20 protein-coding genes and 1 riboswitch are annotated in these 25,681 nt (G+C 57.1%); of the genes, 13 read left to right on the top strand and 7 right to left on the bottom strand.

Going from position 1 to position 25,681, the window contains the following annotated elements; all coding sequences use genetic code 11:
- Nucleotides 1–14 precede the first annotated feature (14 nt).
- The 4 genes from metB (at nt 15) to SPL01S_RS22590 (ending at nt 5,501) form a co-directional block, all read left to right on the top strand.
- Complete coding sequence (metB, locus tag SPL01S_RS22605) at nt 15–1,175, top strand: cystathionine gamma-synthase (protein ID WP_062869047.1); 1,161 nt, start codon at nt 15–17, stop codon at nt 1,173–1,175.
- Nucleotides 1,176–1,177: 2 nt separating this feature from the next.
- Nucleotides 1,178–3,613, top strand: a complete 2,436-nt coding sequence (locus tag SPL01S_RS22600) for a bifunctional aspartate kinase/homoserine dehydrogenase II (RefSeq protein ID WP_004953170.1) — start codon at nt 1,178–1,180, stop codon at nt 3,611–3,613.
- Nucleotides 3,614–3,846: 233 nt separating this feature from the next.
- Nucleotides 3,847–4,740, top strand: coding sequence for a methylenetetrahydrofolate reductase (gene metF, locus SPL01S_RS22595; RefSeq protein ID WP_063202947.1), 894 nt, complete (start codon nt 3,847–3,849; stop codon nt 4,738–4,740).
- Between the two features lie 128 nt (nt 4,741–4,868).
- Nucleotides 4,869–5,501 carry a LysE family transporter gene (locus SPL01S_RS22590; RefSeq protein ID WP_004953165.1) on the top strand — a complete coding sequence of 211 codons (633 nt, stop codon included), beginning with the start codon at nt 4,869–4,871 and terminating at the stop codon, nt 5,499–5,501.
- Here the strand turns inward: SPL01S_RS22590 and SPL01S_RS22585 are convergent.
- The 3 genes from SPL01S_RS22585 to argE all read right to left on the bottom strand — a co-directional run bounded on the left by SPL01S_RS22585 (nt 5,498) and on the right by argE (nt 10,404).
- On the bottom strand, nt 5,498–6,286 hold the full coding sequence (locus SPL01S_RS22585; RefSeq protein WP_063202945.1) for a helix-turn-helix domain-containing protein: 789 nt from the start codon (nt 6,284–6,286) through the stop codon (nt 5,498–5,500). The two genes, SPL01S_RS22590 and SPL01S_RS22585, sit on opposite strands and share 4 nt — an antisense overlap.
- 75 nt (nt 6,287–6,361) lie before the next feature.
- Complete coding sequence (gene ppc / locus SPL01S_RS22580; protein WP_004953159.1) at nt 6,362–8,998, bottom strand: phosphoenolpyruvate carboxylase; 2,637 nt, start codon at nt 8,996–8,998, stop codon at nt 6,362–6,364.
- A 260-nt stretch (nt 8,999–9,258) separates the two neighbouring features.
- The gene (gene argE, locus SPL01S_RS22575) at nt 9,259–10,404 is read right to left on the bottom strand and encodes an acetylornithine deacetylase (protein ID WP_063202943.1); all 1,146 of its coding nucleotides are present in this window, start codon (nt 10,402–10,404) and stop codon (nt 9,259–9,261) included.
- A gap of 216 nt (nt 10,405–10,620) precedes the next feature.
- Between argE and argC the strand changes: the two genes are divergently transcribed.
- The 4 genes from argC to argH all read left to right on the top strand — a co-directional run bounded on the left by argC (nt 10,621) and on the right by argH (nt 15,123).
- On the top strand, nt 10,621–11,625 hold the full coding sequence (gene argC, locus SPL01S_RS22570; protein WP_006328815.1) for an N-acetyl-gamma-glutamyl-phosphate reductase: 1,005 nt from the start codon (nt 10,621–10,623) through the stop codon (nt 11,623–11,625).
- Between the two features lie 29 nt (nt 11,626–11,654).
- Nucleotides 11,655–12,428 carry an acetylglutamate kinase gene (argB, locus tag SPL01S_RS22565; protein ID WP_004953149.1) on the top strand — a complete coding sequence of 258 codons (774 nt, stop codon included), beginning with the start codon at nt 11,655–11,657 and terminating at the stop codon, nt 12,426–12,428.
- 25 nt (nt 12,429–12,453) lie between these two features.
- Entirely contained in the window at nt 12,454–13,674 is a 1,221-nt protein-coding gene (locus SPL01S_RS22560) for an argininosuccinate synthase (RefSeq protein ID WP_004953146.1), read from the top strand.
- Between the two features lie 75 nt (nt 13,675–13,749).
- On the top strand, nt 13,750–15,123 hold the full coding sequence (gene argH, locus SPL01S_RS22555) for an argininosuccinate lyase (RefSeq protein WP_004953144.1): 1,374 nt from the start codon (nt 13,750–13,752) through the stop codon (nt 15,121–15,123).
- Nucleotides 15,124–15,186: 63 nt separating this feature from the next.
- On the opposite strand, the gene SPL01S_RS22550 is transcribed toward argH, so the two are convergent.
- Both SPL01S_RS22550 and SPL01S_RS22545 read right to left on the bottom strand, forming a co-directional pair.
- A complete protein-coding gene (locus SPL01S_RS22550; RefSeq protein ID WP_063202942.1) occupies nt 15,187–16,635 on the bottom strand; it encodes a dihydrolipoyl dehydrogenase in 1,449 nt (482 codons plus the stop codon).
- Between the two features lie 76 nt (nt 16,636–16,711).
- Nucleotides 16,712–17,443 carry a glutathione peroxidase gene (locus tag SPL01S_RS22545; RefSeq protein WP_004953139.1) on the bottom strand — a complete coding sequence of 244 codons (732 nt, stop codon included), beginning with the start codon at nt 17,441–17,443 and terminating at the stop codon, nt 16,712–16,714.
- A 150-nt stretch (nt 17,444–17,593) separates the two neighbouring features.
- Here SPL01S_RS22545 and oxyR point away from each other — a divergent pair, with 150 nt between their 5' ends.
- Entirely contained in the window at nt 17,594–18,511 is a 918-nt protein-coding gene (oxyR, locus tag SPL01S_RS22540) for a DNA-binding transcriptional regulator OxyR (protein ID WP_013814983.1), read from the top strand.
- Here oxyR and sthA read toward each other — a convergent pair.
- Nucleotides 18,494–19,891, bottom strand: a complete 1,398-nt coding sequence (sthA, locus tag SPL01S_RS22535; RefSeq protein WP_062869041.1) for a Si-specific NAD(P)(+) transhydrogenase — start codon at nt 19,889–19,891, stop codon at nt 18,494–18,496. The genes oxyR and sthA overlap by 18 nt on opposite strands.
- A 216-nt stretch (nt 19,892–20,107) precedes the next feature.
- Between sthA and fabR the strand changes: the two genes are divergently transcribed.
- Both fabR and SPL01S_RS22525 read left to right on the top strand, forming a co-directional pair.
- The gene (gene fabR / locus SPL01S_RS22530; RefSeq protein ID WP_006317771.1) at nt 20,108–20,740 is read left to right on the top strand and encodes an HTH-type transcriptional repressor FabR; all 633 of its coding nucleotides are present in this window, start codon (nt 20,108–20,110) and stop codon (nt 20,738–20,740) included.
- A gap of 12 nt (nt 20,741–20,752) precedes the next feature.
- Nucleotides 20,753–21,121 (top strand): YijD family membrane protein, encoded by a 369-nt coding sequence (locus tag SPL01S_RS22525; RefSeq protein WP_006328796.1) that lies wholly within the window; start codon nt 20,753–20,755, stop codon nt 21,119–21,121.
- 38 nt (nt 21,122–21,159) lie between these two features.
- Here SPL01S_RS22525 and trmA read toward each other — a convergent pair whose 3' ends face one another.
- On the bottom strand, nt 21,160–22,263 hold the full coding sequence (gene trmA / locus SPL01S_RS22520) for a tRNA (uridine(54)-C5)-methyltransferase TrmA (RefSeq protein WP_063202940.1): 1,104 nt from the start codon (nt 22,261–22,263) through the stop codon (nt 21,160–21,162).
- Nucleotides 22,264–22,383: 120 nt separating this feature from the next.
- Nucleotides 22,384–22,595: riboswitch (cobalamin riboswitch) on the top strand.
- A gap of 68 nt (nt 22,596–22,663) precedes the next feature.
- Here trmA and btuB point away from each other — a divergent pair.
- Entirely contained in the window at nt 22,664–24,556 is a 1,893-nt protein-coding gene (gene btuB / locus SPL01S_RS22515) for a TonB-dependent vitamin B12 receptor BtuB (RefSeq protein WP_063202938.1), read from the top strand.
- Complete coding sequence (murI, locus tag SPL01S_RS22510; protein WP_020457658.1) at nt 24,501–25,364, top strand: glutamate racemase; 864 nt, start codon at nt 24,501–24,503, stop codon at nt 25,362–25,364. Before btuB ends, murI begins: the two co-directional genes overlap by 56 nt.
- Nucleotides 25,365–25,681: the final 317 nt, after the last annotated feature.

Here is a 25,681-nt window from a genome sequence, read left to right as displayed (position 1 = left end):
AGCCGAGCGACCCTATGACGCGTAAACCAGCCACGATTGCCGTACGTAGCGGCCTGAACGATGACGAACAGTACGGCTGCGTTGTCCCGCCGATCCATCTTTCCAGCACCTATAATTTCACCGACTTCAACCAGCCTCGCGCTCATGACTACTCGCGCCGCGGCAATCCGACGCGCGATGTGGTGCAACGTGCGCTGGCGGAGCTGGAAGGCGGCGCCGGCGCAGTGATGACCAGCAGCGGCATGTCGGCGATCCATCTGGTGACCACCGTGTTCCTGAAACCCGGCGATCTGCTGGTGGCGCCGCACGATTGCTACGGTGGCAGCTACCGTCTTTTCGACAGCCTGAGCAAGCGAGGCGCTTACCGCGTGCTGTTTGTCGATCAGGGTAATGAAGAGGCGTTGGCGCAGGCGTTGGCGCAAAAGCCAAAACTGGTGCTGATAGAAAGCCCGAGCAACCCGCTGCTGCGCGTGGTGGACATTGCGGCGATTTGCGAGGCGGCGCATGCGGCAGGCGCGCTGACGGTAGTGGATAACACCTTCCTCAGCCCGGCGCTGCAGCAGCCGATTGGACTGGGAGCCGATCTGGTGGTTCACTCCTGCACCAAATACCTCAACGGCCATTCCGATGTGGTGGCCGGCGCGGTGATCGCCAAAGATAAGGATCTGGCGGTGGAGCTGGCTTGGTGGGCCAATAATATCGGCGTCACCGGCGGCGCGTTCGACAGCTATTTGCTGTTGCGCGGCATGCGCACCCTGTCGCCACGCATCAAGGCGGCGCAACAAAACGCCGAAGCGATTGTCAGTTATTTACAGCAGCAACCGCTGGTGAAAAAGCTGTATCATCCATCTCTGCCACAGAACCCAGGGCACGAGATTGCGCGCCGCCAGCAACGCGGCTTTGGCGCGATGCTCAGTTTTGAACTGGATGGTGATGAGGCGCTTCTTCGCCGTTTCCTCTCTGCCCTTGAGCTGTTTACTCTGGCAGAATCCTTAGGGGGCGTAGAAAGCCTGATTTCGCATGCAGCGACCATGACCCATGCCGGTATGGCAGCGGAAGCACGTGCGGCGGCCGGTATCTCCGAGAGCTTGCTGCGTATTTCCGTGGGTATTGAAGACAGCGAAGATTTGATTGCCGATCTGGAACGTGCTTTCCAGGCGGCGGCAACGAGGTAAGCATGAATGCAATTGCGGTAGCAGGGCCGGTGAGCGGGCGTCAACTGCACAAGTTTGGCGGCAGCAGCCTGGCGGACGTGAAGTGTTATCTGCGTGTGGCCGGGATCATGGCCGAATATAGCCAGCCGGGCGATATGATGGTGGTGTCGGCTGCCGGCAGCACCACCAACCAACTGATTAACTGGCTGAAGCTCAGCCAGAGCGATCGCCTTTCTGCGCATCAGGTTCAGCAGACGCTGCGCCGTTATCACAGTGAATTGATCGGCGGTTTATTGCCGCCGGAAACCGCCGAACCGCTGATCGCCGAATTTATTCAGGATCTGGAGCGTCTGGCGGTCTTGCTGGATGACAAGATTGACGACGTGACCTATGCCGAGGTCGTCGGTCACGGCGAAATCTGGTCGGCGCGGCTGATGGCTGCGGTACTGAACAAGTTGGATATGCAGGCGGCCTGGCTGGATGCGCGCGATTTCCTGCGTACGGAACGCTCTGCTCAGCCGCAGGTTGATGAAGGCCGTTCTTACCCGCTACTGCAACAATTGCTGGCTCAGCACCCAGGCAAACGCCTGGTGGTGACCGGCTTTATTTCACGCAACGACGCCGGTGAAACCGTGCTGTTGGGGCGTAACGGCAGTGACTATTCCGCAACCCAGGTCGGCGCTTTGGCCGGCGTGGAGCGCGTGACCATCTGGAGCGACGTGGCCGGGGTGTACAGCGCCGACCCACGTAAAGTGAAAGATGCCTGCCTGCTGCCGCTGCTGCGGTTGGATGAAGCCAGCGAACTGGCGCGTCTGGCGGCACCGGTGCTGCATACCCGCACCTTGCAGCCGGTTTCCGGCAGCGATATCGATCTCCAGCTGCGATGCAGTTACCAGCCGGAACAGGGTTCAACGCGCATCGAGCGCGTGCTGGCTTCCGGTACGGGCGCCAAGATTGTCACCAGCCATGATGACGTGTGCCTGATTGAGCTGCGCGTCGCCAGCCAGCATGATTTCAAGCTGGCGCAGAAAGATCTGGATCTGGTGCTGAAGCGCGCGCAGATCAAACCGCTGGCCGTGGGTATTCATCCGGACCGCAACCTGGTTCAGCTGTGTTACACCTCGGAAGTGGTGAACAGCGTGCTGCGTACCTTGCAGGATGCCGGGTTGCCGGGGGAACTGAAACTGCGCGAAGGGCTGGCGCTGGTGGCGCTGGTGGGGGCGGGGGTTTGCAAAAACCCGCTGCACAGCCATCGTTTTTACCAACAGTTGAAAGACCAGCCGGTTGAGTTTATCTGGCAGGCGGAAGACGGCATCAGCCTGGTGGCGGTGCTGCGTCAGGGGCCGACTGCCTTGCTGATTCAGGGCTTGCACCAGTCATTGTTCCGCGCTGAAAAACGCATCGGTCTGGTGCTGTTCGGCAAAGGCAACATTGGCGCACGCTGGCTGGAACTGTTTGCCCGCGAGCAGAAAAATATTTCCGCCCGCAGCGGTTTTGAATTCACTCTGGCCGGGGTGGTGGACAGCCGCCGCAGCCTGCTGGATTACGACGGGCTGGACGCCAGCCGTGCGCTGGCATTCTTCGAGGACGAAGCGCAGGAGTTGGACGAAGAGTCTCTGTTCCTGTGGATGCGTGCGCACCCGTTCGACGATCTGGTGGTGCTTGACGTTACCGCCAGTGAAAATCTGGCCGAGCAGTATCTGGACTTTGCCAGCTACGGCTTCCACGTGATTAGCGCCAACAAGCTGGCGGGCGCGTCGTGCGGTGATAACTACCGCCAAATCCGCGATGCCTTCGCCAAAACTGGCCGCCATTGGTTGTATAACGCTACCGTCGGCGCGGGCCTGCCCGTCAACCATACGGTGCGTGATTTGCGCGACAGCGGCGACAGCATTCTGGCGATCAGCGGTATCTTCTCCGGTACGCTTTCCTGGTTGTTCCTGCAGTTCGACGGCACGGTGCCGTTCACCGAACTGGTGGATCAGGCCTGGCAGCAGGGGCTGACAGAACCGGATCCGCGCGTCGATCTCTCCGGCCAGGACGTAATGCGCAAGCTGGTCATTCTGGCGCGCGAAGCGGGCTATGACATTGAACCGAATCAGGTGCGGGTAGAGTCGCTGGTGCCTGCCGGTGCCGAGCAGGGCTCTGTCGATCAGTTCTTCGAGAACGGCGATGCGCTGAACCAACAGATGCTGCAGCGTTTTGAGGCTGCCAGTGAAATGGGGCTGGTGCTGCGGCACGTGGCGCGCTTCGATGCCAACGGCAAGGCGCGTGTCGGGGTAGAGGCGGTGCGTCCTGAGCACCCGCTGGCGGCGCTGTTGCCGTGCGACAACGTGTTTGCTATCGAAAGCCGCTGGTACCGCGATAACCCCTTGGTGATCCGTGGGCCGGGTGCCGGCCGCGACGTCACGGCCGGGGCGATCCAGTCAGACCTTAACCGTTTGGCGCAACTGCTTTAATTTTCTTGCGGGCGCGGGTTCACCGCGCCCCTCGTTTTTCCTGCCATAATTCATCTTGTTTCGAACATGAAATTCTTTCTCTTTGCGGGTGAGGATTAATCATCTTATTCCCCCAGTTTCCTGTTGACTCTTTAGCCAACATACGGCATTTTCTATTTAGACGTCTAAACGTATAGACGCTTATTAAAATAAAGCAAAATGCAAAACAGTGATCGATAAGAGGCGGACAGGGTATGAGTTTTTTTCACGCAAACCAGCGGGAAGCGCTGAATCAGAGTCTGGCGGAATTAAACGGCCAGATTAACGTATCGTTTGAGTTTTTCCCGCCACGCACCAGCGAGATGGAAGATACCCTGTGGCAGTCCATTGATCGTCTGAGCAGCCTGAAACCTAAATTTGTCTCTGTAACCTATGGCGCTAACTCCGGCGAGCGCGATCGCACCCACAGCATCATCAAAGGGATCAAGGAGCGCACCGGTCTGGATGCGGCTCCACACCTGACCTGCATCGACGCCAGCCCGGCGCAGTTGCGTGAAATCGCCACCGATTATTGGAACAACGGCATTCGTCATATCGTGGCGCTGCGCGGCGATCTGCCTCCGGGTGGCGGCAAGCCGGACATGTACGCGACCGATTTGGTTAAGTTGCTGAAAGAAGTCGGCGATTTCGATATCTCCGTTGCCGCCTACCCTGAAGTGCATCCGGAGGCGAAAAGCCCGCAGGCGGATCTGATTAACCTGAAGCGTAAAATCGATGCCGGCGCCAACCGCGCGATCACCCAGTTTTTCTTCGACGTGGAAAGCTATCTGCGTTTCCGCGATCGCTGTGTCGCCACCGGTATTGATGTAGAAATCGTGCCGGGCATTTTGCCTGTATCCAACTTCAAGCAACTGCAGCGTTTCGCCACCATGACCAACGTACGCGTACCGAGCTGGATGACCAGCATGTTTGAAGGGTTGGACGACGACGCCGAAACCCGCAAAATGGTCGGCGCCAATATCGCGATGGACATGGTGAAGATCCTCAGCCGCGAGGGGGTGAAAGATTTCCACTTCTACACGCTGAACCGCGCCGAGATGAGCTATGCCATCTGTCATACGCTGGGTGTGCGCCCGGCCGCTGCATAATCCATTCGCTATCGGGAGGGGCGCTGCGTAAAAACGGCGCCCTTTTTGTTGGGCGCAATTTCTTCCAATACCCCTCTTTAGCGGCATGGTGAGATGACGCATCATCCCCATGAAAAGAGCTCGTCACCATGATGCCGTTTTCCAATGGTTTTTTACTCAGTTTGTCGCTTTGTCTGGATATTGGCATCGCCAATATCGCCATGATCACGCTGGCGATGCAACGCGGTTATTTTCACGGCTTCTGGCTGGGGATCGGTACCTGCGTGGGTGACCTGATTTATGCGGTGCTGGCGCTGGCGGGCATGGCGGTGCTGTTGCAATACCAAGGTGTCCGCTGGGTACTGTGGATCGGCGGTTCAATGATGCTGCTGTGGTTCGCTTACAAAATGCTGCGCGCGGCCTTCGCCAGGGCGACTGAGCTGGCGGTGGCTGAGCCGGAGACGCCACGCTCGGTGCCGCGCAACTTTCTGCGCGGCGTGGTGCTGGCTATGTCATCTCCTACGGCGATCCTGTGGTTTGCGGCGGTGGGCGGTGCGCTGATTTCACGTATGGGTCAGGGGGGGCCGGCGGCAACGTCGTGGTTCCTTTCCGGCTTTTTTATTGCCGGCGTGGTGTGGACGGCAGTGCTTTGTTCCGTTGGCAGCCTGGGCGGCAAAATGCTGGGGGCACGCCTGCTGAAATATTCTTACTTTGCTTCGGCGGTGATTTTTGGCTACTTCGCGCTGTACGTGGTGGTGTCGGGCTACCGTGAGTTTATTTAGCGGGTGAAGGATTGCAGATAGTGATGCGGCGTGATGCCCATCGTTTTGCGAAAAGCGTTAATAAAATGGCTTTGATCGTAAAAACCCAAGGCCAGCGCCACGTCCAGCGTGTGTTGATTCTGTCGCAACAGGTTACGCGCCTCCAGCAGCCGCAGCTGCATGTGATATTGCAGCGGCGGCATGCCGACGCGTTGCCGGAACAGCCGGACAAAATGATATTTACTCATGCCGCTGACCTGGGCCAACGTGTCCAGGCTGATTTTCAGCGTCAGGTTGTCACGCATGAATTCCAGCGCCCGGCCGACGGTTTCCGTCGGTTGCGGGTGATCCGCTGTGCGATCGTCCAGCAGGGTACCCAGCAGCCACAGCAGATTTTGCTCCTGTTCAACGGCGTCGTGCGCAGTGCAGGCGTAGCGGCAAATGGCATCGAACAGCGCCGGGTTGCGCAGCACACCTTCGGTCAGCACCGGCGCCTGGCGATCGGAACTCAGGTTATGGTTGTTGGCCAGGTTGCGCAGCAGTGATTGCGGCAAATGCACGCTGCAGAATTCGACTTTCTCACTGCCAAATTGCGAGGACTGAATGCTGGCCGGGTTGTAAACGGTGATTTCGCCACCGCGTACCAGCGAGGTTTTGCCGTCCAGCCAAATCTGTTCGGTACCGCTCAAATTGGCGCTGATCACGTATTCATCGTGGGTGTGACGGGGGAAGGAGGCATTGATCGCCGTCAGGCGCGAGCACTCGATATCGTTGGCAACAAACCAGTCCGAGAGGGATAACGCCATCGCGCACCTCCGCGCCCGTCAGCGACACATAGAAAAACGGCTCCTGTGAACAGGAGCCGTGCTTTGACGCGCAACCTAGCCGGTGTTGCGCATGCCGGCGGCGACGCCGGCAATGGTGACCATCAGTGCCTGTTCAACGCGGGTATCAGGATGTTCCTGCTGGCGCGAGCGGTGCAGCAGTTCTGCCTGCAGCACGTTCAGCGGATCGGTATACACGTTGCGCAGCGCGATGGATTCGGCGATCCACGGCAGATCTTCCATCAGGTGAGCGTCATTGGCGATGGTCAACACGACCTTGATGTCGCTTTCGAGCTGATCGCGCAGCTGCTGGCCCAGCGGCCACAGCGATTTGTCGACCAGGCGCTGATCGTAGTATTCCGCCAGCCACAGGTCGGCCTTGGCGAAGACCATTTCCAGCATGGCGATGCGGGTAGAGAAGAACGGCCAGTCGCGGCACATGGCCTCCAACTGATTCTGTTTGCCGGCTTTCACCGCTTCCTGCAAACCTGCGCCAGCGCCCAACCAGGCCGGCAGCATCAGGCGGTTCTGCGTCCAGGCGAAGATCCACGGAATGGCGCGCAGACTTTCTACGCCGCCGTTTGGCTTGCGCTTGGCCGGGCGTGAACCCAGCGGCAGTTTACCCAGTTCCAGCTCCGGCGTTGCGGCGCGGAAGTAAGGCACGAAGTCCGGATTCTCGCGCACGTAGCCGCGGTACATTTTGCACGATGTCTCCGACAGGTCGTCCATCAGCGAACGCCACTCTTTCTTCGGCTCCGGCGGCGGCAACAGGTTGGCTTCCAGAACCGCGCCGGCATACAGCGCCAGGCTGCTGATGGCCACTTCCGGCAGGCCAAATTTGAAGCGAATCATCTCACCCTGCTCGGTCACGCGCAGGCCACCTTTCAGGCTGCCCGGTGGCTGCGACAGCAGCGCCGCATGCGCAGGCGCGCCGCCGCGACCAATCGAACCGCCACGGCCGTGGAACAGCGTTAACGCCACGCCGGCCTTTTCACAGGTTTTGATCAAGGCATCTTGCGCGCGGTACTGCGCCCAGGAAGCGGCCATCACCCCGGCGTCTTTCGCCGAGTCGGAATAGCCGATCATCACCATCTGCTTGCCCTGGATAAAGCCGCGATACCAGTCGATATTCAGCAACTGGGTCATAACGTCGTCGGCGTTGTTCAGGTCGTCGAGGGTTTCGAACAGCGGCGCGACCGGCAGCGCAAACGGGCAACCGGCTTCTTTCAGCAGCAGATGGACCGCCAGCACGTCAGAAGGGGTGCGTGCCATGGAGATGACGTAGGCGGCGATGGAGCCTTGCGGCGCTTCGGCGATCACGCGGCAGGTTTCCAGCACTTCCTGGGTATCGGCGCTCGGTTCCCACTTCAGCGGCACCAGCGGGCGTTTGGAGTTCAGTTCGCGGATCAGGAATGCCTGTTTGTCGGCTTCCGACCAGCTTTCGTAGTCGCCGAGGCCCAGATAACGGGTCAGTTCGGCGATGGCTTCGGTATGGCGGTTGCTTTCCTGACGGACGTCGATACGCACCAGCGGCACGCCAAAGCAGCGAACGCGGCGCAGGGTATCCAGCAACTGACCGTTGGCAATGATGCTCATGCCGCAGGCCTGCAGCGACTGATAACAGGCGAACAAAGGTTCCCACAGCTGATCGTTGCTTACCAGCAGGTCGTTCGGCTTCAGCACGCGTTCGCCTTTCAGGCGGCCTTCCAGATAGGCCTGAGAGCGCATCAACTGGCCGCGTAGCTGTTTCATGATTTCGCGGTACGGTTCCTGCACTTCGTCGCCACCGGCGAGGGCGCGCAATTCCGGGGTACATTCGGTCATCGACAGCTCGGACACCAACACCTGGATATCGCGGGTGAACAGGTCGCAGGCTTTCCAGCGGCTGAGCAGCAGCACGTGACGGGTGATTTCGGCGGTCACGTTCGGGTTACCGTCGCGGTCACCGCCCATCCAGGAGGTGAAACGCACCGGCACGGCTTCCGCCGGCAGGCTGTAATCGATGGAGTTTTCCAACTGCTCGTTGAATTCGCGCAGGAAGGCAGGCACCCCTTCCCACAGGCTGTTTTCCACCACCGCAAAGCCCCACTTGGCTTCGTCGATAGGCGAAGGGCGGTTTTTACGGATCTCGTCGGTGTGCCATGACTGGGCAACCAGCTGGCGCAGGCGGCGCATGATCTTGTTGCGCTCGTAATCGGCCAGATCGTTATGATCGAGTTGGCTCAGACAGGTGTTGACCTCAACCAGCTTGTGGATCAGGGTGCGGCGGGTGATTTCCGTCGGGTGCGCCGTCAGCACCAGCTCGATGGAGAGCTGAGAGACCGCATTTTGCAGCTCTTTGGTGCTGAGCTTTTTGTCTTTCAGCCGGGTGAACAGCTGGGCCAGCGCTTCGGGATTGCTGGCGGCTTCGCCATTGGGCGAAATGCTGTGGTACTGCTCGGCGACGTTGGTCAGATTAAGGAACTGGCTGAAGGCGCGCGCGACCGGCAGCAACTCGTCGTTGGACAGGTTCTGCAAGGTGGAAAGCAGCTCCTGACGGTGCGCCTCGTTACCGGCACGTGAAGATTTGGAAAGCTTACGGATAGTTTCAACGCGATCGAGAATATGCTCGCCCAGCGCATCTTTGATGGTATCGCCGAGCAATTTGCCGAGCATACTGACATTACTTCGCATTGCCGAATATTGTTCGTTCATATAACCCCTGGCCCAGTTCTGTATGATTTTTTATCTTGTAAGTAAATTTCACGTGTCAGGCGAAGAGCGCCTGTTTCATCTCGCCACGTTCCTGTCCAATCGTCAATTGACACTATTTTTAGCAAAAAAACATCAAAATCGGCGCATTTTCTGAAATTTAATTACGGCGCGCCGGTTATCAGTCTGGCTTATTATATTGTTTTGATACTTCTTAATAGGTAGGGACGATGATAAATCATTACCCCTACCTTGTGTCAGGTTTATTGATGGCAAAAGTGCTCGACCAACTGGCCCAGCAGCTTGCGCGTCGGCTCGATAAACGCCGTATCGATGTATTCATCCGGCTGGTGCGCCTGGTTGATTGACCCCGGGCCAAGCACCAGCGTCGGGCACACCTGCTGGACGAACGGCGCCTCGGTGCAGTAGTTGACCACCTGAGTGCGGGTGCCCAGCAGTTTCTCAATCACCGCCACCATATGATGATCGGTCGGGCACTCGTAGCCCGGGACCGAGGCATGCAGTTCCTCAATGTTCAGGCGGCCCGGCCAGCGCTGGCTGACCGGCTCCAGCGTCTGGTGCATCAGCTCGTTGATATTGTCGAGCGTCATGCCCGGCAGCGGGCGAATATCCAGGTGCAGTTCACAGCAGGCGCAGATGCGGTTGGCCGCGTCGCCGCCGCTGATATGGCCGAAGTTCATCGTCGGATAAGGCACGGCGAATGCCGGATTGTTGTAGCGCTCCTGCAACGTTTTGCGCAGCTCCATCAGGCGGCCAATGGTGTCGTGCATCAAATCGATGGCGTTGACGCCGCGAGCCGGATCGCTCGAGTGGCCGGACTGGCCGACAATGCGGATGGCGTTGGCCATATGCCCTTTGTGCGCGCGCACCGGTTGCAGTGAGGTGGGCTCGCCGATAATGGCGAAATCCGGGCGGATGGCGGTCGAGGCGGCGAAATAACGTGCGCCGGCCATCGTCGTTTCTTCATCTGCGGTGGCCAGAATGTACAGCGGCTTGGTCAGTTTGCCGGCATCGATGTCGCGCACGGCATCCAGAATAAAGGCAAAGAAGCCTTTCATGTCCGCAGTACCCAGACCGTACAGCTTATTGTCGTGCTCGGTCAGGGTGAAGGGATCGCGTGTCCAGCGGCCTTCGTCATAAGGTACGGTGTCGGTGTGGCCCGCCAAAAGCAGGCCGCCGCTGCCTTCGCCGATGCTGGCGAGCAGGTTGAATTTGTTGCGGGTATCGGGCACCGGCTGTACGTCGACGCGGAAGCCCAAATCGGCAAACCATCCGGCCAGCAAGTTGATTAACGCTTCATTACTCTGATCGAGGGCGCCATCGGTGGCACTGATCGACTGAGTGGCGATCAACGCCCGGTACAGCTCAATAAATGGAGGTAATTTCATCTTCACTGTTGACAGCCTTTGGTTAGGGTAGTATCAATATTCATGCATTTATTTTGAATAAAAATACAGTAAGCTAGAGCGTAAGGGAACCCGATTCCCGGATGATTATAAAAACATCAACGCTCGACCACGTGGGTGAACGGCGAAACAACGCTGGTGAGCCCGGTTACCTGAGTCGAATACGACCACTCGTAAGCCAAGAAGGTGAAAGGCCACATGTTGAATACGCTGATCGTTGGTGCCAGCGGTTACGCCGGAGCGGAGCTCACGGCTTACCTGAATCGTCACCCACATATGAACATAACCGCATTAGCGGTTTCAGCGCAAAGTGCAGATGCAGGAAAATTGCTTTCTGATTTGCATCCCCAGTTAAAAGGCATCGTCGATCTGCCGTTACAACCGCTGGTTGACGTGGCTGCCGCCGCCGATGGCATCGACGTGGTGTTCCTGGCCACGGCGCACGAGGTCAGCCACGATATCGCGCCTTTGTTCCTGGCTGCGGGCTGTGTGGTGTTCGATCTGTCCGGTGCGTTCCGCGTGAAAGACGCCGGTTTCTATACCCAGTACTACGGTTTCGAGCATCAGCATCCTGAGCTGCTGGATCAGGCGGTGTATGGCCTGGCGGAGTGGCAGAGCGAAAAAATCAAGCAGGCGCAACTGATCGCCGTACCGGGCTGCTACCCGACGGCGGCGCAGTTGGCGCTGAAACCCTTGATCGATCAACAGCTGTTGAATCTTGACCAATGGCCGGTCATCAACGCCACCAGCGGCGTCAGCGGCGCGGGCCGCAAAGCCAGCGTGACCACCAGCTTCTGTGAAGTGAGCTTGCAGCCGTACGGCATCTTCAACCACCGTCATCACCCGGAAATCGTTGCGCATCTGGGTGTACCGGTCATCTTCACGCCACATTTGGGTAACTTCCCGCGTGGTATTCTCGAAACTATCACCTGTCGTTTGAAAGCCGGCGTTACCGCGCAGGACGTGGCCGCAGCCTATCACGCCGCCTATGACGACAAACCGCTGGTGCGGCTGTACGACAAAGGCGTGCCGGCATTGAAAGCGGTGGTGGGCCTGCCGTTCTGCGATATCGGCTTTGCCGTTCAGGGCGAACACCTGATCGCCGTAGCGGCGGAAGACAACCTGTTGAAAGGCGCAGCCGCTCAGGCGGTGCAATGCCTGAATATCCGTTTTGGGTTCCCGGAAACCCAGTCATTACTTTAATGAATAACCAGCGTGGGATGTAAACAGCGATGAATCCGTTAATTATCAAGTTAGGTGGCGTGTTATTAGACAGTGAAGAGGCGCTGGAGCGTTTATTCACCGCCCTGGACAGCTACCGTCAGCAGCATCAGCGCCCGTTGGTTATCGTTCACGGCGGCGGTTGCCTGGTGGATGAGCTGATGAAACAACTTTCTCTGCCGGTGGTGAAGAAAAACGGCCTGCGGGTGACCCCTGCTGACCAGATCGACATCATTACCGGCGCGCTGGCCGGTACTGCCAACAAGACCCTGCTGGCGTGGGCCATCAAGCACCGGATCAATGCGGTGGGCCTGAGCCTGGCGGACGGCGGCAGCGTTTCCGTGACCCAACTCGATCCGGCGCTGGGCCATGTAGGCAACGCGCAGCCGGGTTCACCGGTGTTGCTCAATACCCTGCTGGGCGCCGGCTACTTGCCGGTGATCAGCTCTATCGGCATCACTGCCGAAGGGGAATTAATGAATGTGAACGCCGATCAGGCGGCGACGGCCCTGGCCGCCACGCTGGGTGCGGATTTGATCCTGCTGTCGGATGTCAGTGGCATTCTCGACGGGAAAGGGCAACGCATTGCAGAAATGACGGCGCAAAAAGCGGAACAACTGATTGCCCAAGGCATCATCACCGATGGTATGGTGGTGAAGGTGAATGCGGCGCTCGACGCGGCCCGCACCCTTGGCCGGCCGGTGGATATCGCCAGCTGGCGCCATGCCGATCAGCTTCCAGCTCTGTTTAACGGCGTGTCGATTGGCACCCGGATCCTCGCTTAAATTTAGAATTAAAAAGGAAAAGACCATGCAAAACCAAGGCATCAAAAAAATCGTTCTGGCGTACTCTGGCGGCCTGGATACTTCGGCCATCATTCCTTGGCTGAAAGAAAACTACGGCGGCTGCGAAGTGGTGGCGTTCGTGGCGGATATCGGCCAGGAGCGCAGCGATCTGGAAGGCGTGGAGCAAAAAGCCCTGCAATCCGGTGCCTCTGAGTGTCACGTGGTTGATCTGCGTGAAGAATTCATCCGCGATTACGTTTATCCGGTTCTGCAGACCGGTGCGCTGTATGAAGGCAGCTACCTGTTGGGCACTTCAATGGCGCGCCCGATTATCGCTAAAGCGCAGGTTGAGCTGGCGTTGAAGGTCGGTGCTGATGCGCTGTGCCACGGTGCAACCGGCAAAGGCAATGACCAGGTGCGTTTCGAAACCACCTACACCGCGCTGGCGCCACACCTGAAAGTGGTTGCGCCTTGGCGTGAGTGGAACCTGCGTTCCCGTGAAGCGCTGCTGGATTACCTGAAAGAGCGCAATATCCCAACGACGGCGTCGCTGGAAAAAATCTACAGCCGCGACGAGAACGCCTGGCATATCTCTACCGAAGGCGGCGTGCTGGAAAGCCCGTGGAATGCACCGAACAAAGACTGCTGGGTTTGGACCGTAGATCCGCAGGAAGCGCCGGACCAGCCTGAGCAAGTGACCATCACCGTAGAAAAAGGCCGCGTTGTGGCGGTTAACGGTGAAGCCTTGAGCCCATACAAATGTCTGGAAACCCTGAACGTGCTGGGCGCCAAACATGGCGTGGGCCGGATCGACATCGTGGAAAACCGTCTGGTAGGCATCAAATCTCGCGGTTGCTACGAAACTCCGGGCGGCACCATCATGGTGGCGGCACTGCGCGGCGTTGAGCAACTGGTTCTGGATCGCGACAGCTTCAAATGGCGTGAGCAGTTGGGCCTGGAAATGTCCTACGTGGTGTACGACGGCCGCTGGTTTGCTCCGCTGCGTCGTTCTCTGCAGGCCTCTGCAGAAGCGCTGGCCGAAGAAGTGAACGGCGAAGTGGTGCTGCAGCTGTACAAAGGCCAGGTGACGGCGATTCAGAAGAAATCCGCCAACAGCCTCTACTCTGAAGAGTTTGCTACCTTTGGCGAAGATGAGGTTTACGATCACAGCCACGCGGGCGGCTTTATCCGCCTGTTCTCGCTCTCTTCACGCATTCGCGCGTTGAACGAGAAAAAGAACAAGTAATTTCATTATTCGGCGTGACTTGTTAAGGGCGCAGCGTGCTGCGCCCTTATTTGCATAAAATTCAGGAGTAAAGGTATGGCACTTTGGGGCGGACGGTTCAGTCAGGCGGCAGATCAGCGGTTCAAACAGTTAAACGACTCTCTGCGCTTTGATTATCGCCTGGCGGAACAGGACATTGTTGGCTCTGTGGCCTGGTCGAAAGCGCTGGTCACCGTCAACGTGCTGACGGCAACCGAGCAGCAACAGCTTGAGCAGGCCTTGAGCGTGTTGTTGGAAGAGGTGCAGGCTGACCCGCAGGCGATTGTCAGCAGCGATGCGGAAGATATTCACAGCTGGGTGGAGCAGAAGCTGATCGACAAAGTCGGCGATCTGGGCAAGAAGCTGCATACCGGCCGTAGCCGTAACGATCAGGTCGCGACCGATCTGAAACTGTGGTGCAAACAGCAAATCGGCGAACTGCATCAGGCCATCGTGCAACTGCAGCAGGCGCTGGTGGAAACTGCCGAAGCCAATCAGGATGCGGTGATGCCGGGTTATACCCACCTGCAGCGTGCGCAACCGGTCACTTTCGCCCACTGGTGCCTGGCCTATGTGGAAATGCTGGCGCGCGATGAAAGCCGCCTGCAAGATACGCTCAAGCGCCTGGACGTCAGCCCGCTGGGCAGCGGCGCATTGGCCGGTACCGCTTATCCGATCGATCGTGAGCAGCTTGCCGGTTGGTTGGGTTTTGCCTCGGCCACCCGCAACAGCCTGGACAGCGTTTCCGATCGCGATCACGTGCTGGAGCTGCTGTCGAATGCCTCCATCAGCATGGTGCATCTGTCGCGCTTTGCCGAAGACCTGATCTTCTTCAACAGCGGCGAAGCGGCGTTTGTCGATCTGTCCGACCGCGTAACCTCCGGCTCTTCGTTGATGCCGCAGAAGAAAAACCCGGATGCGTTGGAACTGATCCGCGGCAAATGCGGCCGTGTACAGGGCGCATTGACCGGCATGATGATGACGCTGAAAGGCTTGCCGCTGGCGTATAACAAAGACATGCAGGAAGACAAGGAAGGGCTGTTCGACGCACTGGATACCTGGATGGATTGCCTGCAGATGGCGGCGCTGGTGCTGGACGGCATTCAGGTGAAACGCCCACGCTGCAAAGAGGCGGCTGAGCAGGGTTACGCCAACTCGACCGAACTGGCGGACTATCTGGTCGCCAAAGGCGTGCCGTTCCGTGAGGCGCACCATATCGTCGGTGAAGCGGTGGTAGAAGCCATCCAACAGGGCAAGGCGCTTGAGGCGCTGACGCTGACCGAATTGCAGAAGTTCAGCGCGGTGATTGGCGACGACGTGTACCCGATTCTGGCGTTGCAATCTTGCCTGGACAAGCGTTCGGCCAAGGGCGGCGTTTCTCCTCAGCAGGTCGCCAGCGCGATCGCCGAAGCGAAACAGCGGTTGTTTTAAGTTAAGTTAGCCGGTTCATAAAGGCGCGGTTCACAGTGTGAGCCGCGCTTTTTTTATGGTGGTTTACTCGCCCGGGCAGCGCTGGCAGCGTTCCGCCTCGGCCTCACCCAGTTTGAGCTTGGCCTGCAGGTCGCGCAGTGCGGTGCGCAGGCCTTCTTCGATCACCGGGTGGTAGAACGGCATATCCAGCATCTGGTTGATGGTCATCTGCTGCTGATGCGCCCAGGCCAGCAGGTGAGCGATATGCTCCACGTCCGGCCCCATCATTTCCGCACCCAGGAAACGCCCGGTGCCTTGCTCGCCGTAGACGTGCAAGAGGCCTTTATTACGTAGCATCACGCGAGAGCGCCCCTGATTCTCGAACGAAACCTCGCCGACTTCGAAGCAGCCGCAAGCGCTGAATTTCTCGCTCAGTTCGCGGAAGGTCGAACCGACCATGGCGATCTGCGGATCGGAGAATACGACCGAAATCGCGCTGCGGCGCAGGCCTGGGGTGATTTCCGGGAAGCTGCCGGCGTTGGCCCCGGCAATGCGTGCCTGATCGCTGGCCTCATGCAGCAGCGGCAGCTGGTTGCTGGCGTCGCCGGCGATGAAAATATGCGGCACGTTGGTTTGCAGGGTCGAACGATCGGCCTGCGGCACGCCTCGAGCGTCGAGTTTGAGGCCGGTGTTTTCCAGGCCCAGCTTATCGACGTTCGGCCTGCGGCCGGTGGCGGCCAGTACGTAATCCACCATGATTTCTTGCGGCTGACCCTGCAGATCCTGGTAGCGGATAAACACCTTGTCGCCTTCGCGCTGCATCATCTCGACCTTTACGTCGGCATCAAGATAAAACTCTTCGCCCAGGGCTTTGGCGGCATAGCTGCGCACTGCACCGTCGGTTAATGGGCCGACGGCGCCGCCGACGCCAAACACTTTGGTGTCGACGCCCAGGCGGTGCAGTGCCTGACCCAGCTCCAGGCCAATGACACCGGGGCCAAACACCGCGACGGACTGCGGCAAATCGTCCCAGTTAAACACGTCGTCATTGACGATCAGCCGGTCGCCCAGTGCATTCCATGCTGCCGGCCAGCTTGGGCGGGAACCGGTGGCGATAACGATCCGCTGCGCCACGATGCGCGTGTGTTCATCGACCTGCAGGGTATTGTCGTCGATAAAGCGAGCGTAGCCGTGAATCTTGTCGGCGGCCGGGATCTCGTCGACGCCTTCCAGCACAAAGCCGACAAAGCGGTCACGCTCGCGTTTGACGCGGTCCATCACTTCACGGCCGTTAACGGTGGTTTTACCGGCGGGATACACGCCAAAGCCGGGTGCGCGCTCGATTTGATGCACCGCTTCGGCGGCGGCGATCAGCAATTTGGATGGCATGCAGCCAACGCGTGCGCAGGTGGTGCCATAAGGCCCGCCTTCGATCATCACCACGCTGGGGGTAGAAAGTTTGGCAGCGCGATAGGCGCCCAGACCGGCGGTGCCGCCACCGATAACCGCGACGTCAACATTCAACTGTTTCATATCCGCTCCTTAAAGGTAAAAAAAGGGCGGGCCGGAGCCCGCCAAAGTTCACGTTGTCTTCGTTATTATTGATTAATCAGGCTGACAGGAAATTTTCCAGGTCATCGCTGCCGCCGATGTGACGGCCGCCGATAAACACCTGAGGTACGGTGGCGCGGCCGCTGACGGCACGCAGGCTGACGGTGGTGGCGTCTTTGCCCAGCACGATTTCTTCATACTGGATACCGCGTTCTTGCAGCATCTGTTTGGCTTTGGCGCAGAACGGGCAGCCAGGCTTGGTGAACAGCGAAACCGATTCCTGCACTTTGAATTCCGGCGCCAGGTATTTCAGCATGGTGTCGGCGTCAGAGACTTCAAACGGGTCGCCCGGTTTGTTGGGCTCGACGAACATTTTTTCCACCACGCCGTTGCGCACCAGCATCGAGTAACGCCATGAACGTGGACCGAAGCCCAGATCGGCTTTCTCGACCAGCATGTTCATGCCTTTGGTGAACTCTCCGTTGCCGTCCGGCACGAAGGTGATGTTTTCCGCGTGCTGATCGGCTTTCCAGGCGTTCATCACGAAGGTGTCGTTCACGGAGACGCACAAGATGCTGTCAACGCCGTGCTGTTTGAACACGCTGGACAGCTCGTTGTAGCGTGGCAAATGGCTGGAAGAGCAGGTCGGGGTAAACGCGCCCGGCAGAGAAAATACGATGACGGTTTTATCTTTGAACAGGTCATTGGTGGTGACATCAATCCATTGGTCGCCCTGACGAGTGTGGAAAGTAACCTGAGGAACTTTTTTGCCTTCTTGGCTGGTAAACATGGATTAACCCCTTAATTAGGAAAATAATTTTTGGCTGTTAGCGCTGTATCGCTTCGTTGGGACACATTATTGACGTCGGGGCTTGATAGATCTAATCGCTCATTGCTATCTTATCTATCGCCATGAGCTATCATGGTCTGGAGGGAAAAAATGAATATTCGTGATTTAGAGTACCTGGTCGCCTTGGCCGAGCATCGGCATTTCCGCCGTGCCGCCGATTCATGCCATGTTAGCCAACCCACGCTCAGTGGGCAGATCCGCAAGCTGGAAGACGAACTGGGCGTGATGCTGCTCGAACGTACCAGCCGCAAGGTGTTATTCACCCAGGCGGGCTTGTTGCTGGTGGAGCAGGCGCGTACCGTGCTGCGCGAAGTCAAAGTCCTGAAAGAGATGGCCAGCCAACAAGGGGAAGCTATGTCGGGGCCGCTGCATATCGGCTTGATCCCTACCGTTGGGCCTTATTTGCTGCCACAGATCATTCCTACCCTGCATAAAACCTTTCCCAAGCTGGAAATGTACCTGCATGAAGCGCAGACCCATCAACTGCTGGCGCAACTCGACAGCGGCAAGCTGGACTGCGCCATTCTGGCGCTGGTGAAGGAAACGGAAGCCTTTATCGAAGTGCCGCTATTTGATGAGCCGATGAAGCTGGCGGTGTATTCCGATCACCCATGGGCGCAGCGCGATCGCGTAGCGATGCCGGATTTGGCGGGCGAAAAACTGCTGATGCTGGAAGATGGCCACTGCTTGCGCGATCAGGCGATGGGTTTTTGCTTCCAGGCGGGGGCGGACGAGGATACTCACTTCCGCGCGACCAGTCTGGAAACGCTGCGCAATATGGTGGCGGCAGGCAGCGGCATTACCCTGTTGCCAACGCTTGCGGTACCGCCACAGCGTGAGCGAGACGGCGTCTGCTACCTCGACTGTTATAAACCGGAACCGAAGCGCACCATTGCGCTGGTGTACCGCCCCGGCTCCCCATTGCGCAGTCGTTATGAGCAATTGGCCGAGGCGATCCGCGAGCACATGCAGAACTACTTCAGTACCACGTTAAAACAGGCGGTTTAAGCCGTTTAGCGCTGCCACCCGGTAGGCTTCGGCCATGGTCGGATAGTTGAAGGTCGTATTAACGAAATATTCGATAGTATTGCCTTCACCTTTCTGTTCCATGATCGCCTGGCCGATGTGGATGATCTCCGCCGCACGCTCGCCGAAGCAGTGGATCCCGAGGATCTGCAGGGTGTCGCGATGGAACAGGATCTTCAGGCTGCCGACGTTCATCCCGGCAATCTGCGCACGTGCGAGATGCTTGAACTGGGCGCGGCCCACTTCATACGGCACTTTCATTGCCGTCAGTTCCTGCTCGGTTTTACCGACGGAGCTGATTTCCGGAATGGTGTAGATACCGGTCGGAATGTCTTCGATCAGATGCCCGCTGGCTTCGCCGGAGGCGATCGCCTGTGCGGCTATGCGGCCCTGATCGTAAGCGGCGGATGCCAGGCTCGGATAACCAATAACGTCACCCACGGCGTAAATGTGCGCCAGCGCGGTCTGGTACATGCTGTTCACTTTCAGCAGGCCGCGGCTGTCTGACTCCAGACCGACATTCTCCAGCCCGAGTGAATCGGTGTTACCGGTACGCCCGTTGGCGTACAGCAGGCAATCCGCTTTCACTTTCTTGCCGGATTTCAGGTGAACAATCACGCCGTCTTCGGTGCCTTCGATCTTCTCGAACTCTTCGTTGTGACGGATCACCACGCCATTGTTCCAGAAGTGGTATGACAGCGAGTCCGACATTTCCTGATCGAGGAATGCCAGCAGGCGATCGCGGGTGTTGATCAGATCCACCTTCACGTTCAGGCCACGGAAGATCGACGCGTATTCACAGCCGATCACCCCGGCGCCGTAAATGATTACGTGCCGCGGTTCGTGGCTCAGTTCGAGAATGGAATCGCTGTCATAGATGCGCGGATGATTGAAGTCGACGCTGGCCGGGTGGTAAGGGCGCGAGCCGCAGGCGATCACGATATGATCGGCGCGGATGGTGTCCTGGGTGCCATCCATGTAGCTGACGCTGACGGTGTTGGCATCGATAAAGCGCGCATCGCCGGCAAACAGTTTGCACTGGTTGCGTTCATAGAAACCCTGGCGCATTCGGGTTTGCTGATTAATGACGTTATCGGCGTGGCGTAAAATGTCAGGGAAGGTTGCACTGAGCGTGCGTGAATTATTGTAAAGCGGGTTCTGGTTGAATTCGATAATGCGGCTGACGGCGTGGCGGAGGGCTTTGGACGGGATGGTACCCCAATGAGTACATCCGCCGCCCACATTATTGTACCGTTCGATAACGGCCACGCGGGCGCCCTGTTTCACCAGCCCCATAGCGGCACCTTCACCACCAGGGCCCGAGCCAATTACAATGGCATCAAATTGATAGTGCTGTTGCATGTAGGAGAGACCTGTTCTTATACAAAATTACAACGGTATCTTAACATCATAGCGCTGAGCGCCCAATCACCATTAGGCTTTTTGAGGCAAAGCACAAATGGTACAGGCTGAAACTGTGACAGGACGCGTTTGTATAAATGCTGTTGCAATAAAATTTGCTATATTGCCGACTCCACGGCGTTAGACTCAATGAATGGATCTTATCTGGATATGCATATGGGCGTCAGAGCACAACAAAAAGAACGGACTCGTCGTTCCCTCATTGAGGCAGCATTCAGCCAGCTAAGCGCCGAACGCAGCTTTGCCAGCCTGAGTTTGCGCGAAGTCTCACGCGAGGCGGGCATCGCGCCAACGTCATTTTACCGACACTTCCGTGATGTGGACGAGCTTGGGCTAACCATGGTCGATGAGAGTGGCCTGATGCTGCGCCAACTGATGCGGCAGGCGCGCCAGCGTATCGCCAAGGGCGGCAGTGTGATCCGCACCTCGGTCTCCACCTTTATGGAGTTTATCGGCAATAACCCCAACGCCTTCCGCCTGTTGTTGCGTGAGCGTTCCGGTACCTCGGCCGCCTTCCGTGCGGCGGTGGCGCGCGAGATCCAACATTTTATCGCCGAACTGGCGGATTACCTTGAGCTGGAAAACCATATGCCGCGCAGCTTCACCGAAGCGCAGGCGGAAGCCATGGTGACTATCGTGTTCAGCGCCGGTGCCGAAGCGCTGGATATTGACATCGACCAACGGCGTCGGCTTGAGGAACGTTTAGTGTTGCAACTGCGGATGATTTCCAAGGGCGCTTATTACTGGTATCGCCGCGAGCAAGAAAAAGCTTCTGTGTCCCACGTATAAAGGTAGAAAATGATGGAAAAATCAGGCCGTGAGAATGGCACTTTACTGCTGGCGTTGATTGCCGGCCTTTCAATCAACGGTTCGTTTGCCGCGTTGTTCAGCTCGGTAGTGCCGTTTTCTATTTTCCCGATAATCGCTTTGGCTCTGGCGGTGTACTGCCTGCACCAACGTTATCAGCACCGCGCCATGCCGGATGGCATGCCGAAACTGGCCGCAGCCTGTTTCCTGTTGGGGGTGTTGTTATACAGTGCGATCGTGCGTGCGGAATACCCGCAGATTGGCTCTAACTTCTTGCCTGCGATTGTCGCAGTGGCGCTGGTGCTCTGGATTGGCGTGAAGCTGAAGGCGCGCAAGGCGCTGGAGGGGAATACGCAGGCGTAAAGGTTAGGCAGGGGCGCAGCAACGGCGCCCCTGTCAGGTTATACGCGTTTTTCCAACAACACACCGCATTCCATATGATGGGTGTACGGGAACTGATCAAACAGCGCCAGACGACTGACGCGGTGAGTCTCCTGCAGCGTTTCCAGATTGGCGCACAGCGTTTCCGGGTTGCATGAGATATACAAAATACGCGGATAGGCTTGCACCATTTTTACCGTTTCATCGTCCAGCCCGCTGCGCGGCGGATCGACAAAAATGGTTTCGCAGTTATAGCTGCTCAGATCGATACCTTTCAGCCGGTTAAACTCCCGTACCCCGTTCATCGCCTGGGTAAAATCTTCCGCCGCCATGCGGATAATTTGCACGTTATCGATATGGTTGGCCGCAATGTTGTACTGCGCCGCCGCGACCGAAGGTTTGGCTATTTCGGTGGCCAACACCCGCTCGAAATTACGCGCCAACGCCAGCGAGAAGTTACCGTTGCCGCAGTAGAGTTCCAGCAAATCGCCTTGAGAACCTGCCGTTACGTCCAGCGCCCACTCCAGCATCTGTATGTTCATTGCCGCGTTCGGCTGGGTGAAGCTGTTTTCCACCTGGCGGTAGATCATGTCGCGGCCGGCGACCGGCAGGACTTCGTCTACATAATCCTGATCCAGCATGATTTTCATTTTCGACGCGCGGCCAATCAACTGCAAATCAAAGCCCTGTGCGCGCAGGCTGTCACGCAGCTTTTCCGCCTGTTGTTGCCAGGCCTCATCCAGTTTGCGGTGATACAGCAGCGAAGCAATGATTTTGCCGCTGCGGGTCGACAGATAGTCAATCTGGAACAGCTTGCGGCGCAGGATGGGCTCTGGCTTGATAGCGGCGATCAGTGCGCTCATCAGGCGGTTAATCAATTCGCTGGCGGCCGGGAAACGATCGACGCGGATACGTTGCTTGGTCTGCTGGTCAAACATGATGTGATACATCTCGTCTTCATCATGCCAGATGCGGAATTCGGCGCGCATACGGTAATGTTCGACTTGCGAGCGGAACACTTCCGGCTCGGGTGCCGTGAACGGTGACATCAGTGTCTTCAGCCGGGCAGTTTTCTCCGCCAGTTGGTCATCGTAACGTTCAATAGGCAAATTCTCGGGCGTCATGTTTCTTCTCGTCAGGCAAATTTGATCAGCGGGGATTGTAGGGAATCAGCCCGTGAAGTCCAGTTTTGTCGTGTTTATTATTTGTAACATTAGTGGAAGTCTAGACATCTATTTACATTGATCGTAGCATTGCCGTCCGGCCTCAAGCAGCGAGTGAAAAGGGAATCCGGTGTGAATCCGGAGCTGACGCGCAGCGGTAAGGGGAAGTCACGGCGATAGCGTTTTTACGCAGACACTGTCCACTGCAGGATGGGAAGTCATCGCCCGGTGCAGGTTGCCTGTGCAACTTGTAACTCCCAAGCCCGAAGACCTGCCGGTATTACGTCGCAATGTCCGTGGCTGTCGCGAATTACCGGCCATGATCCTGCGGCATCCGCCAATTAAGTTTGGATGCTTTTTCATGACAATTACAAAAAATACACTGCTGGCGGTGGTTTCCTCCATCACGGCTTTTTCTGGATGGGCGCAAGACAACACCACAGCCAATAACAGCGATAACCTGGTGGTTACCGCCAACCGCTTCCCGCAGCCGGTTTCTTCCGTGCTGGCGCCCACCTCTGTGGTTACCCGTGATGATATCGATCGCTGGCAGGCCAAAAGCCTGACCGACGTGATGCGTCGTTTACCGGGTGTGGATATTGCGCAAAACGGCGGTTTGGGGCAGCAAAGCTCGCTGTTTATCCGTGGTACCAACTCCAGCCATGTGTTGGTGCTGATTGACGGCATTCGCCTTAATCAGGCTGGCGTCAGCGGCTCTTCCGACCTCAGCCAGATCCCGATCTCGCTGGTGCAAAAAGTCGAATATATCCGCGGACCGCGTTCGGCAGCATACGGATCTGATGCCATCGGCGGGGTGGTCAACATTATTACTACCCGCGAGAAGAATGGCACCACACTTTCCGCCGGTGTCGGTTCAAACGGTTATCAAGCCTATGACGCGTCTACTCAGCAACAACTGGGCGAGCGTACGGTCGCGACGGTTGCAGGCAACTATACCTATACCAAAGGCTATGATGTGGTGGCCAACCTGCCGGACAGTTTCGGCAACCCGGCGCAATCCGACCGCGACGGTTTCATGAGCAAGTCTCTGTATGGCGGCATAGATCATAAGTTTAATGATGTGTTCAGCGGTTTTGTTCGTGGCTACGGTTATGACAACCGTACGGCTTATGACGGTAATTACAGTTATTCCGACTCGGCTCATTTAGATGCACTGCCTGATACTCGTCAACTCTATAGCCAAAGTTGGGATACTGGCCTGCGTTACCAGGACGGTATTTATGCCAGTCAGCTAATTGCCAGCTATAGCCACAGTAAAGACTATAACTATGATCCCAAGTATGGTCCTTATTCTGCTTCTGCAACCTTGGATGATTCCACACAATATAATGTGCAGTGGGGCAATACGTTCCAGGTTGCCAAGGGCAATATCAGTACGGGTATCGATTGGCAGGATCAGAAAATTGAGCCAGGCACAGCTTATATTACCGATAGCAAGAGCCAGCGTAATACCGGGATTTATCTGACGGGGCAGCAACAGATTGATGCCTTTACTCTGGAAGGGGCTGTACGCGGTGACGATAACTCGCAATTTGGCTGGCACGGTACCTGGCAAACCAGTGCTGCTTGGGAGTTTGTTGAGGGTTATCGCGCGATTGCTTCGTATGGCACTGCGTTTAAAGCACCGAATCTGGGGCAACAATACGGTAGCTTTGGCGGCAACCCGGATTTGAAACCGGAAGAAAGTAAACAGTGGGAAGGTGGTTTTGAGGGATTAACCGGGCCGGTTACCTGGCGTGTCACCGGGTATCGTAACGATATAGATAACTTGATCGGCTATGCATCCAGCGGTTCTGGTTCTGCTTACTACAACGTCAATAAAGCAACCATTAAAGGTGTTGAAGCTACGGCTTCCTTTGATACCGGGCCGTTGACCCACCAAATTGGTTATGACTATGTTGATCCACGTAATGCAAAAACCAACGAAGTGTTGCTGCGTCGTGCCAAGCAGCAGGTAAAATATGAGCTGGACTGGCAGGTATATGACTTCGATTGGGCTGTAACCTACCATTATCTGGGTGAACGCTACGACGGCGACTACAGTGGTTACACTACACGAACAGTTAAACTTGGTGGCGTCAGCCTGTGGGATCTCGCAGTTTCGTATCCGGTCACATCTCATCTGACAGTTCGTGGTAGAATTGCCAACCTGTTTGATAAAGATTATGAGACGGCTTATGGCTACGCTACTCCAGGAAGAGAATACTACCTCACTGGAAGCTATACCTTCTAACACCACTGCGACGCCCCGCCCGACGGTGCTGGTATTTGATTCCGGCGTCGGCGGGCTGTCGGTGTATCAGGAGGTTCGGCAATTGCTGCCGGACCTCCACTATATCTATGCCTTCGATAACGTGGCGTTCCCCTACGGCGAGAAATCCGAAGAGTTTATCGTTGAACGCGTGCTGGAGATTGTCAGCGCGGTACAACAGCGGCATCCTCTGGCGATTGTCGTCATCGCCTGTAATACCGCCAGTACCGTATCGCTACCGGCGCTGCGCGAGCGCTTTACCTTCCCGGTAGTGGGCGTAGTGCCCGCGATTAAACCTGCTGCCCGCTTGACCGCCAATGGCGTTGTCGGGCTGTTGGCTACCCGGGGTACCGTACAGCGCACCTATACCCATGAGTTGATTGCCCGCTTCGCTACCGATTGCAAGATCGAGCTATTGGGATCTTCAGAGCTGGTGGAACTGGCGGAAGCCAAGCTGCACGGTGAAGCCGTACCGCTGGCCACGCTGAAGAAAATTCTGCATCCATGGCTGAGCATGCGCGAGCCGCCGGATACCGTGGTACTCGGTTGCACCCACTTCCCTCTATTAGCAGAAGAGTTAATGCAGGTGTTGCCTGAAGGAACCCGACTGGTGGATTCCGGCGCGGCTATTGCTCGTCGCACCGCTTGGCTTATTTCTTCGCAGGAAAATCTGGTGTCGACTCAGGAAGATAATCTGGCGTATTGCATGGCGTTGAATGAAGACACTGACGCTTTATTGCCCGTTTTGCAGGGGTATGGCTTTAAATCGTTGAAAAAACTGCCTCTTTAACAGGGTTTTGGTTAAACATTCAACGGTTGGAAAAAATATTGAAATTAGGGGTTGCGGGCTTCTGAGAACTCCCTATAATGCGCCTCCACTGACCGGGAACAACGACTCCTCTAACGAGAACCAGTCGCCCAGCCAGGAAGAAGCAAGCCGGTGAAAACACCGTTTCTTAATAAGAAAAAAGCTTGACTCTTCAGCGGGAAAGCGTAATATGCACCTCCCGCGTTACCGAGAGTTATCTCAGTAACGAACGCTCTTTAACAATTTATCAGACAATCTGTGTGGGCACTCCACAAGACGATATCCAGTACCTTCGGGTG

The sequence above is a fragment of the Serratia plymuthica NBRC 102599 genome (assembly GCF_001590925.1).
GTDB lineage: Bacteria > Pseudomonadota > Gammaproteobacteria > Enterobacterales > Enterobacteriaceae > Serratia > Serratia plymuthica.
This window is presented reverse-complemented; position numbering and strand designations above follow the sequence as displayed.

Excerpts from the sequence above, each read along its gene's own strand:
- trmA (WP_063202940.1), bottom strand. The coding sequence starts at position 22,263 with ATGACGCCCGAGAATTTGCCTATTGAACGTTACGATGACCAACTGGCG.
- sthA (WP_062869041.1), bottom strand. The coding sequence starts at position 19,891 with ATGCAACAGCACTATCAATTTGATGCCATTGTAATTGGCTCGGGCCCT.
- SPL01S_RS22545 (WP_004953139.1), bottom strand. The coding sequence starts at position 17,443 with ATGTTTACCAGCCAAGAAGGCAAAAAAGTTCCTCAGGTTACTTTCCAC.
- SPL01S_RS22525 (WP_006328796.1), top strand. The coding sequence starts at position 20,753 with ATGGAAAAATCAGGCCGTGAGAATGGCACTTTACTGCTGGCGTTGATT.
- SPL01S_RS22550 (WP_063202942.1), bottom strand. The coding sequence starts at position 16,635 with ATGAAACAGTTGAATGTTGACGTCGCGGTTATCGGTGGCGGCACCGCC.
- argC (WP_006328815.1), top strand. The coding sequence starts at position 10,621 with ATGTTGAATACGCTGATCGTTGGTGCCAGCGGTTACGCCGGAGCGGAG.
- SPL01S_RS22585 (WP_063202945.1), bottom strand. The coding sequence starts at position 6,286 with ATGGCGTTATCCCTCTCGGACTGGTTTGTTGCCAACGATATCGAGTGC.
- metF (WP_063202947.1), top strand. The coding sequence starts at position 3,847 with ATGAGTTTTTTTCACGCAAACCAGCGGGAAGCGCTGAATCAGAGTCTG.
- murI (WP_020457658.1), top strand. The coding sequence starts at position 24,501 with ATGGCTACGCTACTCCAGGAAGAGAATACTACCTCACTGGAAGCTATA.
- metB (WP_062869047.1), top strand. The coding sequence starts at position 15 with ATGACGCGTAAACCAGCCACGATTGCCGTACGTAGCGGCCTGAACGAT.
- btuB (WP_063202938.1), top strand. The coding sequence starts at position 22,664 with ATGACAATTACAAAAAATACACTGCTGGCGGTGGTTTCCTCCATCACG.
- argH (WP_004953144.1), top strand. The coding sequence starts at position 13,750 with ATGGCACTTTGGGGCGGACGGTTCAGTCAGGCGGCAGATCAGCGGTTC.
- ppc (WP_004953159.1), bottom strand. The coding sequence starts at position 8,998 with ATGAACGAACAATATTCGGCAATGCGAAGTAATGTCAGTATGCTCGGC.
- SPL01S_RS22600 (WP_004953170.1), top strand. The coding sequence starts at position 1,178 with ATGAATGCAATTGCGGTAGCAGGGCCGGTGAGCGGGCGTCAACTGCAC.
- argB (WP_004953149.1), top strand. The coding sequence starts at position 11,655 with ATGAATCCGTTAATTATCAAGTTAGGTGGCGTGTTATTAGACAGTGAA.
- SPL01S_RS22560 (WP_004953146.1), top strand. The coding sequence starts at position 12,454 with ATGCAAAACCAAGGCATCAAAAAAATCGTTCTGGCGTACTCTGGCGGC.
- fabR (WP_006317771.1), top strand. The coding sequence starts at position 20,108 with ATGGGCGTCAGAGCACAACAAAAAGAACGGACTCGTCGTTCCCTCATT.
- argE (WP_063202943.1), bottom strand. The coding sequence starts at position 10,404 with ATGAAATTACCTCCATTTATTGAGCTGTACCGGGCGTTGATCGCCACT.
- oxyR (WP_013814983.1), top strand. The coding sequence starts at position 17,594 with ATGAATATTCGTGATTTAGAGTACCTGGTCGCCTTGGCCGAGCATCGG.
- SPL01S_RS22590 (WP_004953165.1), top strand. The coding sequence starts at position 4,869 with ATGATGCCGTTTTCCAATGGTTTTTTACTCAGTTTGTCGCTTTGTCTG.